The following is a 16,338-nucleotide window of genomic DNA, read 5'->3' on the forward strand; positions in this document are numbered from 1 at the left end:
AAGCAAAGCTTGGCCTAGTCCTGCCATAGAAAGGGGACCGATCCCACTATGTATTGAGTCTTGCGTTTCCACCAAAAGATCCAATTCCTTCAAACAGTAACTGCTATTGATAAAGCACCCTTGGATCCCAAAATTGCCGAACTTCCGCGCATCTACTATTTAAACCAAAGTGCTTTCGCCCTGGAACCAGCTAAATTAGATCAACGTTATGATTGGGTTTTATCGGATGCAGCCTGCTGTCCGGATCGGGCCATTATTTTTTATCCAGCTACCTTGTTGCTGGATTCGATTCTAAACAGTCAAAATGGATTTATTTTTATATAACATATAAGACCCAATCCAGGGTAATGCTTTGTACGCAGATAAATACTGCTTATCCAAGATTTTTGCTGTTTTTACTATCTACTTCAAGTACGTCATTAAGTTTTGCATCGTCAGGGTGTTCAGGTGAAAAAAAGCGATTTCGCGATGACCGCAATGAACTATCAGGTTTTGATGGCAAGAGTAAATAATCGCCACCTGCTAACCCTCCCAGTTTGACAAAATGATATGCTAATGAAGGATCGCAGTTGTCTTCTTCAATAAAAAACTGCTTTTCAATATAACTCAGCAGTTCTTTATCAAGCTGATCTCCATACTTTGTTTTGAGATCAGCTATAAAATGATCTTTTTGTTCGGGTGTAATATTCAATTTTTTATATTCTTCTATACCAATATCACTAAGCTCCAGGGTAGATACATAAGAATCATAGATCTCTTTGAGTGATTTTCTATTGTCATCAGTGATACGTTGTCGCCACTCTCTTAACAGAAAAAATTTCAACTCCTGGTTGATTTTATCAATATCTAGTATGTCAATTAAAGGATGGCCAATAACTGATTGGAAGAGGCGCCGTTTTACACCTGAGTAACAACTGGGTTTATCGCCCTGTAAATTATCATACTCCTCCAGTACTTGAATTCCATTTTCATCCAATACAGGATTGCCTTGTTTATCGAGGACAGGCCTCTTATCATCCCAGTTATGCGCTCGACCAACCAAGGCTAATTCTTGAATAAAATTGCTGATACGACCCTCCATGGTTTGGCCATCACAGGGCGCCATCGCTTTATCATCATCTACTGCAGCCAACCAAAACATAGCAATCAGAGACTGATACTCTTCAAATGTTGACCATTTATAGGATGGGTCTTCATCATCAACATAGACATAAGAAGCATTCCCAGCCATCCAATGATTAGGCTTTGAAATATAACGCAATGCTGTATGGTAGGGATTTTGATAATAAGCAATGAGAGCCTTTTGATATTGCTCAGGTTTCAGAGACATCTTTTTGAATTCTGTCCATGTTATCGGCAATGGGGTTTCAATCCCATCAATATCGATAACAGCTGGATTTTGCATATAATAATCCATTAACTGCACCCGCAGAGCAGCCATGATATTATTTACTCCTAGTGCATTTAATTGCGGCTGATAGTGTTGAATGGCACTAGCAAGTCGCTTTTGTTCACCACTTGTCAATGCGGTCATTGATGATTCGCGATCATGGGCCAAGGCGCCCAGATCGATCCCTGCGTATTGTGCATTTGCATAGAAATCATTTGCTTCTGCTAATTGGCGCACTGCTGGAATGTTGAGCAGTAAATCAGCAGCAGTTTGATTTTCAACAGTCATGGCTAGAAGCAGTAATTCGTTAGGGCGACGAGGTGTTACTTCTTGATGTGCAAGATTTTTGATTGATGGATACTCAATAAAAAAATAATTTCATCGTAGAGAGCTGGATCATTACGTCTGATCAGATTTCTGAGGATATAAAAGTAGAATTTTGCCTCTTCATTATCAATATCGAAGATAGCATTTGGATCCTCTTCTTCAAGTTGATTATATTGCTCATGGAGTGACGCAAGTTTTTGCGTTACGAAGGGATAGACGTATTGTGCACCATACTCCCAATCATGCTCCTCAGCATGCATAAAGCAGGAAACTTGTGCCAGTAAATAATCAATACATTCAGATTGATTATTTTGAACAGCCAAGTCAAAACAGGAATTTATTGTTGATAAAAAAGCCTCAGGAAACTCGGTTGCAAGCCATTTTAATATATCAATACTTCCTGATTTTGCTGCTTGTTCAAAATCTTTATTGATAAAGATCACCTTAATTTGATCTTTTGGAACCACTCCAATACCTTAATTTTATTAGATGAAACAGCAAGCGAGAATGGGCTTTCGCCAAATCCCTCATTATGTCCAGGATTGAACATTTTATCTACTTCATCAGGATAATGTTCTTTCAGGTATTGTAATACCTCCACATGCCCCTTCATGGCTGCTGCTGAAAAAGCAACAACGCGATCATTTTTCCTCTTATTTAGGATGCTTGGAGAGATGTGTTCTATAACCCATTCCATGCTAGAAATTTGCCCGGATTCTGCTGCATTACGAAAAATGTATTGCATATCCATTGCAATTTCATCAAGATCATTTGGTGTTATTTTGTTTTTAATCCAATCAAGGATATGCAGATACCCTTGTTTTAACGCAGAATCCAAAATAAGATGGCCGCTAGATGAAAAAATTTTTGTTAAGCTTATTTCAGAAATTTGTTCTGTCAGCCATTGAAAAGCCTCAAGACTACCCTGTTCAACTACAGTACGGAGCGGTGCATAGTTGTAGACTGAAATCATGGCCTCTTTTTTATCTGGCAAAATATCACACAATATTTTTAACAGATCATAATGCTTTAATTCTGTAGCAAGTCTAAACAGCTGAAATCTATTCTCACAAACAGCTATTTCTATTTCATTATTATCAGTTGTGTTAATTTTTGACAGGATATCAGTTCTATTAGTCAAGATAGCGCCTTTAAAGAAAATACTATCAGATAGATTTAATACCTCTGCAATATGTTGAAGATCCTCCTGAGAACTCTTTTGATGAGCTAATAAAATACATATCCATTGGGCTAATTGTATCTCTTTTGTTGATTTAACAAACTCTTCTTTTCGCCCATAAATATCATTTAAAGGCAATCTGGCAAACTCTAAAGCATGCTCAAATACCGCTGGGGAAATATCAAGATCATAAATCATATATCTCGAAAGTATTGGAGGGATTAAACCTGCTTGCGGAGTTGCATGCTCACCTTCTGATAAAGACTTCATGAATGTCTACCTATTATATTATGCAAATTAGTTATGATTAATTTTAGTACATTAATTTGGGTTTTTCATGAATGCACAAAGAGCAGTTAGAGTTTTTGATTGGGGTTCTAAACGCTAATCCCAGAAATTTACGGACTAAATTCAACCACTTTCCTCTTTTTTATTCCATGCAAGAAAACTTTGTTTATTGTTGCATCGAGATCAATGATTTTATCACTAGAAAAGTAGATGCTACGGATCAATTTATCGTATTCAAAAGATGCCTTTCTGGTTCTGTTTGAGGCGCTGTATGTGGCAAGGCAGCTCAGGGGTATTATTTAATCGCTCAGTCAAAGCCATTCATTTTTTTAAAAAAGAAATATGCGGTTGCTTTCGAAACGGCTTAATTTATCGTATTGATCAAAATAACGCTTGCATTTCTGATAGAATGCTTGAAATAATTCTCGTAGCTTGTCATTGTTAAATTTTTTTAATTTTGCTATGTCAAGTTGTTCTTTGATATTGATTATTGAAGATTTAGGCATTTTTACAGAATCAAGCTGAGGAACGGTTGAATTTTAAGAGAAAAACCAAATTATGCCAAATAAATATACAAAATATTTGGGTCAATTGTCAGCCTATAGCTCTAAAAAAGCTACCTAGGAGCAACTAAATGAGGCTATCTTTAAGAAAACAAGGGATAATTATAGCCTTATTTCCCATTATAATCGCACTGGGAAAATTACTAATGATTTGCATCAAAAAAGATCCTGTCGGGTTTATACTGATCTATCTTTTTTTGATCGTTCCTTTTTACTGTATATTCCTATTGGTATCTTTTTATTCAAATCTTCAATATTTATACTTTGAATATTATAAATACACGCAAACTTATAAATTCACGATTATCGTTTTTAGTATTATTTTTTTACTTCTTTTAATTTTGCTAAGCATAAAATTAAAAATTATGTTGTTACCTTATAAACTCATAGGGCCTCATTGTTATGTACCTTTGGCCCCGTAGTCATTACATACACTACAGGGGTGTCCTGTAATGCATTGGAGAAGTGATGGAACAACTCGACGAACAATGCACACTATATGCAGCAACGCTGGAAAGAACTGAATCATTACTTGCTCGACGGTATTCTTGAAATCGACAACAACGCCATTGAAAATCAGATAAGACCCTTCGCTCTTGGGCGCAAAAACTGGTTGTTTGGCAGCGACTCCTAATGGTGCGCACGCCAGTGCTCTTTTTTTATAGCTTCATTGCAACAGCGAACACCAATGGATGAAATCCTTTTGATTACCTGAGAGCGCTCTTTGAAAATATTCGTACCTTTAGAGCTCAGTAGGATTATAGCAAGCTGCTTCATTTTAATTTGAAGTAGATGCCAACATAGTTGGCTGACCGATTACAATGAACCTCTGAAAGAATGGTTTGAACGTGAAGCAAAAGAGGCTGGATATTTAGAGCCTGGGTGCTTATAAAAGAATAGATGCTTACAGCCAGATTACCAGCCATATTATTAATGAATACAATACTATAAAAATTGTAGCGCTAGAGTTATCCCATGCAACAAGTCCGCATTGGACTTGTTGCATAGTCTCTCTTATTAATGGCTAATTGAATTCCAAAGAGCGCTCAGGGTTTTGCTCTAAATACTCCTTCATCAAATTTTTCTGCTCTGGAGCACCCATCATGCCCCAATAGATATCTGTACTAATACCGTTCAGCAACTCATGACGCACAGCTCTGGTTGAAACAGAAACATAGCTTTTAAAATCATTATCTAAGGAACGCCAATCGGAGTGAGCAAAAAGCCCTAATAAACGTACAGGTGAACTAAGCGGATTTTTAGGGTGCAGCTGATTTAAATAGTCAGCGTGTAATTGTAATCGCTCTGGGCCACCCATCATTCTCCAATACTCACTTGTCGCCGCATGAGCAAAATATTCAACTCGTATATCTCTGGTCTGGGTAGAAACATAGGATTTGAAATCGTCTTCTAAAGAATCCCATGCATCCATAATAATAGGACTAGGCTGATTGTTATGGTTTTGTTCAGGCTCTACTACCAGCAGTTGTGGCACCCTCAATGTAAAGACCGCAAATGGATCCTCCTGACAATTTCCAGGATTGTGTTTTTATTCATTGGGCAAACTAAGATAGTAACTTTGTTTAACGCATATCATCTCGCCCTCTACTCGGAAATTGCCTTGTCCATACCCCATTTCCTCATAAAAACCATCCTCAAATACCAGGCAATTTTCATTTCGATAATTAAACCTGCTTTGGCTACCATCCTCCATTAAAATACTTGCATCGTATTTGGCTTTGGCAGCTTCTGCGTCTGAGTTTATGGCTCTTTGGTCAACACCTATACCGCGCAAACTTAATTCTTGCTCAATACGACTAAGGAATTCCTGTATTTTCTGTTGATTTCTTAATTCTTCTTCATAAAAAATAAAGGCTACTTGTTTGCTCGGTTGTCCTGTGGAAGCTAATTGTTTGCCTGCAAATTTTAAACTTACACGCGGAGCATCTGCTTCATTGAGTAGTTCGGCAATAATCACTGTAGCTTCTTTCATTTTAGCGGGATCAATACTAATATGAATTTTCCACCCATTGTTCGGATTTCCTCCACTTGACCCGATTGCTTCAACAGACATTTCATTGGTTTTCGAATCTGGGATCATGGTCCAGGCAATGGCTGCAAAGCTATCATTAGCTACATCGTCATTATAAACAGCTTGCAATCGTTCAAGATCAATCGGCATTCTTAGTTCCTCTTCACATTTTTAAATTTGTGCAATTATAGAACGACCACCTTAAGGTAAAATTAAGGACTGCACGAATTGCAACGACCTTGTATTTTTTTTATCCTTCGGAAACACCTTTCATTGAGGCACACTGCTCCAGTTGGTGGGTGGTTTAGAAATGACTTTATCTTTCTTTAAATAATAGGGAGATGCTCGCTTAATTTATAATGCAGCGGTAGGTGTAGTTCTCGGAGCGTTTACAAATAGATGAATCTAGTTATATACTCTTGAAAGTTGATAACTGAGATATCAACCCCGAAGGTGGGGTACTTTAAGAAAATACCCGCGAAATTGTCTCCTTTGTCTTATTAAGAATGGGTATTTCCAATTGATAAAGATGTAAGATCCCTTATCTTTATCGTACATTTTCTATCCATTCATCAACCATCCATCTATGATCGATATAATATCGGCTGATGCTATTTTTTTGGCTATCAACACTTCGATCTTGGGTGCTCACCTGAACATATCCATAAATTATGCAAACTTCATCCAATTTATACTACTTTGTATTAAGGTATTTTTGCAACAAGGATAATAAATGGGACACCATTGATATCTTTTTCGTTTATTTCAAATTTCCCAGGGATGTTATTAGTAAAAAACTCAAACGCCGTATTACCAAAAAGATGCCTGCCTATCATGTTTTTATTTTATGCGGTTTGATTATACTCAAGGCTTATTACACTACTTATCTATACATTATTATAAGTCGGTGTGGTCAAGCTTTGGTACTTGGTTGCGCACTATCAGAGAAAACACATTACCCTCTGAAATGGCTACAGCTTTAGCTATGACACGAACCTATAATTATTTTCTTGAAGATGACCAATATAGGAGCATCTTTAAAAAATTCTTAGTAGAAAAAACTGAAGATCGGCGATCAACGTATCAAACGACCATTAGCGCAGAGGCTGCCTAGGTGATTGATGAAATACAATTCATCATGGGCTGATAAAAAATTTAGGTAACAACTGAAAACTTTAGACTCTTCAGGGATATAAAGAGCACCATAAAAAGGATGACTCAAAACCAATGACAAATGTATCGAAAATAAATTTAGCCCCTAAAACGCTGGGAGAAGCGATAGAGACCATTGGTCATTTAGCAAAAATAATCGTTGAGCTGAAAGAAGAAAACCTACAATTGAAGGAAGAGAACCGGCAACTTAGAGAAGAAAATGCTTGGTTAAAAGAGCAACTGAATACAAACTCCAAGAACTCATCATTACCGCCCTCAAGAGATCTTAAAAAGAAAAAACAAATAAAGAGGGATTTTCAAAAAATATCTGAACGTCCTAGGGTGCCTGGCAAGATAGGGAAAAAGCTTCTTAAAGCTTATGAGCGCTTGTTCAAGTTTTGGAAAACAGAATATAACCCCAACATGCTCTCGTTTAAAAAACCTAGAAAAAGGTTACGCTATTTTAAAGCGAGAGTGCTTCGTCATGTGCGTGAAGGAATGCGATGTAAACATAAAGCGACTGCCAGAACTTGTACTAATATTTTAGAGTCTGTTGATAGCTTATGGAATGTCTTTGATATCCCTAATGTTCCACCAACGAATAACCATGCTGAACGCTAACTGAGGCCTTTAGTTACTTCTAAAAAGCTGACTTTCGGAACTCAGTCAGAACGAGGAAGTCGTTTTATTGAACGTATTTTTTCTGTTATTGCTACTTGTAAACAACAACAGAAAGACGTCTTAACCTTTATTATTGAAGCCCTACATCAGTGGGCTTTTCCTCAAAAAAATTTAGATATTTTGCAACTGGTCTGAACGGTTACTATTTTCTTTTATCTGTGAGTTCATGTAAAGGCTTAAAAAAATTTATATTAAATCTGGGTGGGCTTGAGTTAAATCAAATCCGAATACTCACTTATCGATTTCAGAAAAAACAATCGCTCTATTCTTACCTTTCTTTTTAGCAACATATAATGCTTGATCAGCGGCATCGATTAATTCTTTCAATGAAGAGCCATCACTTGGATAGATTGAAACCCCTAGCGATATAGTGATATTCGAAACAGCCCCTTCAATAACTATTCGCATTTTGTGCACTTCATTTCGAATACTTTCAGCAGCTATTTTTGCACTCTCTAGATCACAATTGGGTAAAACAAATAAAAATTCTTCACCACCATAGCGGCATATCAAATCACCTTCTCGGACTAATGATAGGAATAAATTGCCCAAACAGGATAATACATAGTCCCCTGTCTCATGACCAAAAGTATCATTAACATTCTTAAAATTATCTACGTCAACCATAATCAACGTTATGGAAGCTTTAGTACGTTTTGATTGCCCTATTTGCTTGATTATATATTCGTCGAGAAAGCGACGGTTCAATAAACCAGTCAGCGGATCACGTATTGATTGAGTATGAAGCAATTCTTTTAGTTTTATATTGGCAATAGCCAATGAAATTGTTTCTGCAATTACTGGAATCAACGTATTGAATCTCTCTGAGCCTCTATATATAAATAACAAGCCAAATATCTCATTCTGAGCCATCAATGGTATACACAAAGAAGTTTGGCGTTCATGCTTCATTTCTTTGATATGACGGCATATAACGCCAGGTTGCTGCCACTGATTTCATGAATGCACCCTCTTCTTAACGCCCAGCATTCATTAGCGGAAAAAATTGCTGGGTAATGATTTGAATCTCCCCATGTAATTTTTTTCTCCAAATAATTGCGCGAATGGTGCATGAGATATAAGGCGCCATCAGAAAAATCCAGAATTTTATTCGCATAAGATGAAAAAGATTCCAGTATTTCATCAATCGTATTACAAGCAAGAAAGGTTTCACTCAATTGAGTAATGACAAACATTTTTTTGTTGATCGATTCTAATTGAAATTTTTCTTCTTCGAGGACCTCATATAATTCGCGAAGAGATTTTTCTTTTTGTTGTAATAACTTATTTTGCTCAACTCGGAGAGTCACATCACGAATAACGGCAATAACAGCCATCTCTTGAGATGTTTGCAAAGGACTTAAGCTGACTTCAATAGTAAATATTTCTCCATTTTTACGTTTTCCATTAAGCTCCAGACCAAGACCCATAGGGCGAACTCGTGGTGATTTGAAATAATTAGACCGATGCTCCGGATGCACTTTTGCCGAACTCTCAGGCATTAATGCCTCCACCGACAGACCTAATAGTTCTTCCTTTGTGTAACCAAACATGATTTCTGCCTGATGATTACAAAATTCAATTTTTCCTTCTTGATTCACTAATAACATGGCATCCGGAATAGCCGATAAGAAAGCAGAATGATAATCTTCCTTTTCTTGCAGTTTTTTATTAGTCACTTGAATATCTTTGGCTCTTTCTACTATTTCAACACCAATTTTGCCTTCATGGCTTTGCAATATTTCTATAATTTTTGATCGTGAGTTATGTGAATAATCAAGATGAATAAATTTTGTAACATCTTCCACTCGATGAATAATGTATTTTACACAGTTCTTTTTCCCTAAAACAGGACAGTTCAGTATGCTCCAGTACCTTGTCTCAAAATCACCACCTAAAGAAGCGGGTCGGCGGATGTCATATTTTTGAATAACCATGGCATCACAAACTTTGTCTTTTAGTACACGATTTAATGAGTAGCGTAAATTATTAACACCTGTGGCTGACTTGTCTTTAGGATTGTCTGGAAAAACATCAAAGATATATTGTCCTAGAATTTCTTCACGGTGAGTCATAGTTGCCTTAAGGTAAGCATCACTGGCTTCAACAATATTCAATTTTGGGCATAAAATAAGATACAAATCAGGAGCCGCTTCTAAAATTGCTTTGGTATCTTCTTTGAAATTTTGAGAATTTTTCATCACTCAATTACTCACCATTTTTTAAGAAGGCTTTGAATAGGCGAATCAGTTGACTCAATAAGGTATTAGCTCCAAAGGAGCTAAGCGATTTTATTTTTCCATTTGTTGAGTCTGACATATTAGTAATCCCTAATAATATGAATATAGTTTAGCATTTTTGATAAATTAAGATCTAATATGCCCCTTGCCAAAGATCACCCACTTATAACTGGTTAATGCATCTAGAGACATAGGCCCGCGAGCGTGCAATTTTTGCGTACTGATTCCTATTTCAGCCCCCAGTCCGAATTGTCCGCCATCGGTAAAGGCCGTCGAAGCATTCACATAAACAGCCGCGGCATCGATATGATCTAGAAAATAATGAATTGCCGTTTGATCTTCAGCAATAATTGCTTCGCTATGCCCCGAACTGTGCTCTATAATATGGTTAACTGCCTCTTCTAAGGAAGACACTGTTTTTATCGCCATTTTATAAGATAAAAATTCCCGACCAAAATCATCAGCTGTTGCCTTATGAAGTAATTTTTCAGGGTAAAAAGTTTTAATTGCCTGGTAGCTAAGGCTATCTGCAAAAATTTCAACCTTTTTGTCAGCCATTGGTTTTACTATTAACGGTAAATTAATCAATTGATCTTTATGAATAATCAATGTATCAAGTGCATTACAAACACTCACTCTTCTCGTTTTGGCGTTATCAATAATTAAACAAGCTTTCTCTATATCGCCACTTTGATCGAAATAAACATGAACAATACCCGCTCCTGTTTCGATAAAAGGTATTCTTGCATTTTCACGCACAAAATTGATTAAAGACTGGCTACCCCTTGGAATGCACACATCCACCAATTGATTGGCTTTTAAAAGAATTTGAGTTGCTTCACGCTCTAAAGGCAATAAATAGACAGTGGCTTCATCAATATCATGATCGCGTAGGACTTGGTGAATCAATGCCACTAAAAATTGATTAGTATGGCGAGCTTCCCTTCCTCCTTTTAAAACACACGCATTACCTGTTTTAAAACATAAAGTAAAAGCATCAATTGTTACATTCGGACGTGATTCATAAATAATAGCCACAACCCCTAACGGAACAGCTACTTTTTGAATGATTAAGCCATTAGGAAGTTTTTTTTGCTCAAGGATTGTTGTTTTTGAGTGTGGCAAGGAAGCTACGTTTTCAATATCGTTTGCCATCGATTCAATTCGTTCTTTGGTTAAAAGCAAACGATCGTATTTAGGATCTTCCTCATTAATCAATTCCAAGTCTTTTTTATTTTCATCAATTAGTTTACTAAGAGAATTGCGTAGTCGATTAGCGAGTGTTAGTAAAATTTGGTTTCGTTTTTCTTCATCAATAAACCTTAAGTTATAACTCGCCTTTTTGGTTGCTTTAAGTTGATTAGTGACTTCTTCCATCATGAAAACACCTTAAAAAATATGTAAATGATCATAATGAATAAACTCTGGTTTGGATGATTTCCCTAAATATTCATTTAATTTAATAGCATCATACCTGGCAAGACCAATCCCTATTTTTTCATTATTGGGGGTCAATATCTCTATCAGATCACCTCGTTTAAAGTCACCAGAAAATTTTTCAATTCCAACAGGTAATATACTTATAACTCGCTTATCTTCTTTTATAATATCTACTAAACAAGAATTTATTGTAATTGATCCTGTCTTTTTTTCGCTATAAGCAATCCACCTTTTTATATTTGATTTTTTCTTGGAAGGCATAATGGTTGTGCCCAAAGGCTCTTCTTTTAGGATACGCATAATCACCGATGGATGATTGATACTTGCTATATGCGTTGTTATCCCTAAATTCGACATTTTACGAGCGGTTCCAAGTTTGCTGATCATTCCCCCTCGTCCAAGAAGACTTTTAACAGCAGAAACCTCAGGCCAATCATTTTTAGAATTAATAATGGAAATTAATTCTGATCCTTCTTCATTAGGATGTTTTGTATAAACGCCTTCAACATTACTTAGAATAATTAATTTATCCGCATTTATCATTGCTGCTATAAGACCAGCTAATTCATCATTATCTGTAAACATTAGCTCTTCAATAGCAACACTATCGTTCTCATTGATGATAGGGACAATGTTTTTATGATTTAGTATTTCGTGAAGCAATCTTGATATATTTAAATAATGCTGTCTCGTTTGAAAATCTTGTTTCGTGAGTAGCAGTTGGGAGGCTAGTATGCTATGTTCTTTAAACATCGAAGCGTAAATATGCATTAGCTCATATTGGCCTAAGGAAGCTAAAACTTGTTTTTCTCCTATCGAACTGCCATATTGACGGCCAAGAAATTGGCTTGCAACTTTTCGGCCTGAAGCGACAGCACCGGAACTTACCAATACAATATGGTGTTCAGCTTTTTGTAGTGTAACAATTTGTTCAACCAAGTGGAGCATGATAGGCTCAAATGGTGTCCCATCGCTTGATAAAATGCTTTGAGTTCCAACTTTTATGACAATTTTCATTTTTTTCTCATCAAGACGCTATGGTGACCTTTCAAATTTGCTGTAATTAATTATATGCATACCAGAAATAAAAAACTAATGTTTCTAGTTAGTTTTATGTAACCAGCTGAGTAATCTCTGTTCAGGATATTAAAGCAGTTATTTTTCAAAGGTTTTCATTATCTGCCCACAGAGTTATCCACAGATTTTGTGGATAACTGAGAAAGCTCATGATAATTAAAATTTTAAATACCCCTTATATTTATTGGGTTTTTCAGGATTTGGAGTGTTTCAGTGGGGACAACTAACATCTTGCTCAAAAAAAATATCCACAGGTAGCTTTGTAGATAAGTTGACAATAATCAGCAATAAATTTTAACAGAGAAAATTTAAAAAAACAGTCTTGACTAAAAGATATTGACTAAAAAGATATTTCTCCTAGTTCCAGCGAGAGGCAGAGCCGGTTGTCATTGAGCCCGCGTAAAATATAAGGATGTAAATTCCAACTAAGCCATGTAATGAAAGCAAGAATGCGAGTAGAGTAGTAGAAATACCCCGAAGCCGGATCACAATACTGTGTTTCTTGATGAGAAGTTATGGTAGTTATTGTCATTTATTCAATCATTAATCATATTAGACACCGTGCTAGTCTACAATGTTCAGTATGCTATTTAAAGTTAATAAACAATGAGGTTCGGCCGGGATCCTGATGAAAAGGAGCATTTCATGTATATTTTTAGCTCAAACTTCTATTTATTTCTTTTACGTTTGAAATGGCAGACTAAGTTTCATATGCAGAGCACCTGCAATCTAAACTAATGCCTCAAGAGAAGGAATAAAGTGAAAATTTTTGACAAACCAAATAATAAAATTTAGTATAACCACGTTTATAGATGGCGCGGGGTGTCGGAAATCCGGCTGAGAGTTACCCGTTGAACTTGATCTGAATCATATCAGCGTAAGGACGCCTTCAAAAAAACTGACCGATTTTATTGGTTCGGTTCCCTTTTGCCATCTCCCTATTTCTAATAATAATATAAGGAGTTATGGCAATGTCATCACTGAAATCCCGAGTTACCCTGTTACTTAATTGGTATACTAATCCTTATCATGCTCCTATTCTTGTGGCACAGCAATTAGGTTTTTATTCGCAGGAAGATATTAAGCTTGCCATTTTGGAGCCTGCTGATCCCAGTGATGTGACGGAAATAGTTGGTTTAGGAACAGTAGATTTTGGTGTAAAAGCTATGCTCCACACCGTCGCTGCTAAAGCCAAAGGCTACCCTGTCACTTCCGTTGGTACACTTCTTGATGAACCACCGACTGGTTTGATTGCCTTAAAATCAAGCGGTATTAATTCATTCCATGATATTGTTGGCAAACGAGTTGGTTTTATAGGTGAATTTGGTAAGAAAATTATTGATGATTTAGCAAGCCTTGCAGGAATTGACCCTAAAAGCTACGAAACAATTCGTATTGGTATGAATGTCAGCGATGCAATTTATCGTAACATTATTGACACAGGCATTGGTTTTATTAATTTTCAGAAAGTTGAATTAGAGCACCTTGGTGGAGAAACAGTCTTTTTACGAATTGATCAATTGGCTGGATTGGGTTGTTGTTGTTTTTGTTCTGTTCAATTTATCGTTCCTGAACGTACCTTACAACAGCCTGAATTGGTAAGAGGATTCCTCAGAGCAACGCAACGTGGAGCAGCATTTACTACAGAAAAACCTGAAGAAGCCTATGAATTATTATGCAAAGCAAAACCGCAACTACGTACACCAGTGTATCAAAAGATCTTTACAAGAACATTACCATTTTTTTCACGTACACTACTAAATATTGATAGAGATTGGATTAAAGTTGGGCGGTATACAAAACATTTAGGGATTATTGATGAATGCTTCGATATCTCTCAATGCTATACCAACCTCTATTTACCCGAGACCCCCTACTCTGATTTGAAGCCGATTGCTTGTTGTCTAGAAGGTTAATCATGGACGCTGGAATCGTAGGAGGAGGAATAATGGGTCGCCTGCTTGCTTTGGCATTGCATAATGCTGGCTGGCGGATATCGCTTTTTGATCATCATACTGAATATATGAACTGTAGTACTGCCGCAGCAGGATTATTATCACCATTTTCTGAATTAGACAGAGCGGAACTAGTAATTTCCCGTCTAGGTCAGGAGGCTATTAAAAATTATTGGCCATGTATTATCAATCAATTACCAGAAAAAATTTATTTTAAAAAAATGGGTACTATTATCGTCAATCACCCCAGTGATAACGCTGAATGGGTTCACTTTAGTCGACGTATAATAAATCAATTAGGGCAAGATTGTTCTTTTTTTCAAAAGTTATCTCCCAAGGATCTCATTGAACTCGAACCGCATCTTACCAAATTTGAAACTGCTTATTATTTTCCAAATGAAGCCCAGATCGACTGCCAATCATTAATGATTAATCTAGCAAAACATCTGAATTCTATTGGCGTGCACTCTATTACTAGTACACCTGTACTAACACTTAAACCACATCTTATTTGTACTAGCGAAGAACAATACCACTTTGATGTCGTTTTTGATTGTCGTGGCTTGGGAGCTCGCTCAGTGTTTTCTGATTTACGCGCATTAAGAGGAGAACTAATATGGCTACATGCCCCAGGAATTCAATTACAGCGTCCCATACGTCTTTTGCATCCGCGCTATAACTTGTATCTTGTTCCCAGACCAGGAAATATTTATCTAATTGGCGCTAGTGAAATTGAAGCAGAAGACTTTAGTCCTATTTCGGTGCGCACTACCTTAGAATTATTGACGGCAGTTTATTATTTACATGGAGGTTTTGATGAGGCCCGGATATTAAAAACCGTGACTCATTGCCGTCCGACTCTAGCCAATCATTTACCTTGCATTAAATTCTCCAATGGCTTTATAGCAGTTAACGGCCTATATCGTCATGGTTATTTAATTGCTCCTACTTTAGCAGAAGAAATTTTACAAGGTGTGACATCCAATTTTGCAAATCTTAATTATCCTGAACTTTGGGAGAACTATTGTGGTTAATATCTATTTAAATGATCAAATTCATGAGATTGAATCCTCTTTATCATTGAGCGATTTTTTAAAGCAGCAGAATAATACCCAACAGCATTTTGCTGTGGCTATAAATAATCGTCATATCCCAAAGGACTCTTATAAAACAACCGTTTTAAAAGCTAATGATCGTGTGGATATCTTACTCCCCATGCAAGGAGGCTAACAATGTGGAAACTAGCTGGAAAAGAGTTAAAAAGCCGTTTGTTATTAGGAACAGCCGGTTATCCTTCGTTAGATCATATGGAGCATGCCATTCATAACTCTGGAGCTGAAATTATTACAATATCAATCAAGCGTCAAACCTCCGTGGGACAAGGTGATGAAATCTTTTGGCAACGGGTGAAAGAATTGGGCTGTCATCTTTTGCCTAATACAGCGGGTTGTCGTAACGCTGAAACTGCAATCAGCACAGCAGAAATTGCAAGAGAACTATTCGGTACATCTTGGATAAAGCTGGAAGTAATTGGGGATGAATATAATTTGCAACCAGAACCATTCGAATTACTTAAGGCGGCTAAAGTTTTAATTAATCGAGGATTTGAAGTTTTCCCTTATTGCACAGATGATTTGGTATTATGCCAAAAATTGGTAGATGCTGGTTGCAAGATTTTAATGCCATGGGCTGCTCCTATAGGCTCAGGGAAAGGGCTAATGAATCCTTATGCGCTGGAAACCTTGCGTCACCGCTTTGCTGATACCCAATTAATCGTCGATGCCGGGATAGGTAAACCTTCTCATGCTGTACAAATTATGGAGTTAGGGTTTGATGGCGTATTACTGAATACCGCTGTTGCTTTTGCGAATCAACCAGCAACAATGGCTAGCGCTTTTCGTTATGCAGTTCTTGCAGGTTATCTTGCTTTTTCAGGAGGGATGATACCTGCCCGGAATATGGCAAATCCAAGTACGCCATTAATTGATACCCCCTTTTGGCATCAGGAATAAC

At 36.8% G+C, this 16,338-nt stretch carries 16 protein-coding genes, 1 pseudogene and 1 riboswitch; of the genes and pseudogenes, 8 read left to right on the top strand and 9 right to left on the bottom strand.

The genetic code is table 11. The features are described 5' to 3' along the window. Positions 1-60 precede the first annotated feature (60 nt). Positions 61-324, top strand: coding sequence for a hypothetical protein (locus tag OK13_RS14815; protein ID WP_035887810.1), 264 nt, complete (start codon positions 61-63; stop codon positions 322-324). Positions 325-373: 49 nt separating this feature from the next. Here OK13_RS14815 and OK13_RS03715 read toward each other — a convergent pair whose 3' ends face one another. Genes OK13_RS03715 through OK13_RS03720 form a run of 3 tightly spaced genes read right to left on the bottom strand, consistent with a single transcriptional unit; the run spans position 374 to position 3,167 of the window. Beyond that, positions 374-1,678 (bottom strand): hypothetical protein, encoded by a 1,305-nt coding sequence (locus OK13_RS03715; RefSeq protein WP_052117546.1) that lies wholly within the window; start codon positions 1,676-1,678, stop codon positions 374-376. A 35-nt stretch (positions 1,679-1,713) separates the two neighbouring features. After that, complete coding sequence (locus OK13_RS13850) at positions 1,714-2,184, bottom strand: hypothetical protein (protein WP_052117547.1); 471 nt, start codon at positions 2,182-2,184, stop codon at positions 1,714-1,716. After that, positions 2,157-3,167: an ankyrin repeat domain-containing protein gene (locus OK13_RS03720; protein WP_035887812.1), complete on the bottom strand. Its 1,011-nt coding sequence runs from the start codon at positions 3,165-3,167 to the stop codon at positions 2,157-2,159. Before OK13_RS03720 ends, OK13_RS13850 begins: the two co-directional genes overlap by 28 nt. A 289-nt stretch (positions 3,168-3,456) precedes the next feature. Between OK13_RS03720 and OK13_RS14535 the strand changes: the two genes are divergently transcribed. Next, positions 3,457-3,630, top strand: a complete 174-nt coding sequence (locus OK13_RS14535; protein ID WP_160264733.1) for a hypothetical protein — start codon at positions 3,457-3,459, stop codon at positions 3,628-3,630. Positions 3,631-4,244: 614 nt separating this feature from the next. Then, positions 4,245-4,367: pseudogene (locus OK13_RS14065) on the top strand (IS66 family transposase); the annotation flags it as partial. A gap of 405 nt (positions 4,368-4,772) precedes the next feature. Here the strand turns inward: OK13_RS14065 and OK13_RS03735 are convergent. Both OK13_RS03735 and OK13_RS03740 read right to left on the bottom strand, forming a co-directional pair. Continuing rightward, entirely contained in the window at positions 4,773-5,243 is a 471-nt protein-coding gene (locus OK13_RS03735) for a hypothetical protein (RefSeq protein ID WP_035887816.1), read from the bottom strand. 54 nt (positions 5,244-5,297) lie between these two features. After that, positions 5,298-5,930 (bottom strand): hypothetical protein, encoded by a 633-nt coding sequence (locus OK13_RS03740; protein WP_035887817.1) that lies wholly within the window; start codon positions 5,928-5,930, stop codon positions 5,298-5,300. Between the two features lie 1,077 nt (positions 5,931-7,007). Here OK13_RS03740 and OK13_RS03750 point away from each other — a divergent pair. Next, positions 7,008-7,553 (top strand): DUF6444 domain-containing protein, encoded by a 546-nt coding sequence (locus OK13_RS03750; RefSeq protein ID WP_035887821.1) that lies wholly within the window; start codon positions 7,008-7,010, stop codon positions 7,551-7,553. 291 nt (positions 7,554-7,844) lie between these two features. Here OK13_RS03750 and OK13_RS13855 read toward each other — a convergent pair whose 3' ends face one another. The 4 genes from OK13_RS13855 to proB form a co-directional block, all read right to left on the bottom strand. Next, a complete protein-coding gene (locus tag OK13_RS13855) occupies positions 7,845-8,525 on the bottom strand; it encodes a GGDEF domain-containing protein (protein ID WP_052117548.1) in 681 nt (226 codons plus the stop codon). Next, the gene (locus tag OK13_RS13860) at positions 8,522-9,814 is read right to left on the bottom strand and encodes a PAS domain-containing protein (RefSeq protein WP_052117549.1); all 1,293 of its coding nucleotides are present in this window, start codon (positions 9,812-9,814) and stop codon (positions 8,522-8,524) included. Before OK13_RS13860 ends, OK13_RS13855 begins: the two co-directional genes overlap by 4 nt. A gap of 165 nt (positions 9,815-9,979) precedes the next feature. After that, positions 9,980-11,233: a glutamate-5-semialdehyde dehydrogenase gene (locus OK13_RS03760; RefSeq protein WP_035887823.1), complete on the bottom strand. Its 1,254-nt coding sequence runs from the start codon at positions 11,231-11,233 to the stop codon at positions 9,980-9,982. Between the two features lie 9 nt (positions 11,234-11,242). Beyond that, a complete protein-coding gene (gene proB / locus OK13_RS03765; RefSeq protein WP_035887826.1) occupies positions 11,243-12,310 on the bottom strand; it encodes a glutamate 5-kinase in 1,068 nt (355 codons plus the stop codon). Positions 12,311-13,178: 868 nt separating this feature from the next. Then, positions 13,179-13,271: riboswitch (TPP riboswitch) on the top strand. Between the two features lie 70 nt (positions 13,272-13,341). Between proB and OK13_RS03770 the strand changes: the two genes are divergently transcribed. From OK13_RS03770 to OK13_RS03785, 4 genes are read left to right on the top strand one after another with little or no spacing between them, the layout of a single operon-like run. Further along, a complete protein-coding gene (locus tag OK13_RS03770) occupies positions 13,342-14,286 on the top strand; it encodes an ABC transporter substrate-binding protein (RefSeq protein WP_035887828.1) in 945 nt (314 codons plus the stop codon). Between the two features lie 2 nt (positions 14,287-14,288). After that, positions 14,289-15,359 carry an FAD-dependent oxidoreductase gene (locus OK13_RS03775; protein ID WP_081964855.1) on the top strand — a complete coding sequence of 357 codons (1,071 nt, stop codon included), beginning with the start codon at positions 14,289-14,291 and terminating at the stop codon, positions 15,357-15,359. Beyond that, positions 15,352-15,555: a sulfur carrier protein ThiS gene (gene thiS / locus OK13_RS03780; protein WP_035887831.1), complete on the top strand. Its 204-nt coding sequence runs from the start codon at positions 15,352-15,354 to the stop codon at positions 15,553-15,555. The genes OK13_RS03775 and thiS overlap by 8 nt, the downstream gene beginning before the upstream one ends. Positions 15,556-15,557: 2 nt before the next feature. Further along, a complete protein-coding gene (locus tag OK13_RS03785) occupies positions 15,558-16,337 on the top strand; it encodes a thiazole synthase (protein WP_035887833.1) in 780 nt (259 codons plus the stop codon). Position 16,338: the final 1 nt, after the last annotated feature.

The sequence above is a fragment of the Legionella norrlandica genome (assembly GCF_000770585.1).
Lineage (GTDB): Bacteria > Pseudomonadota > Gammaproteobacteria > Legionellales > Legionellaceae > Legionella > Legionella norrlandica.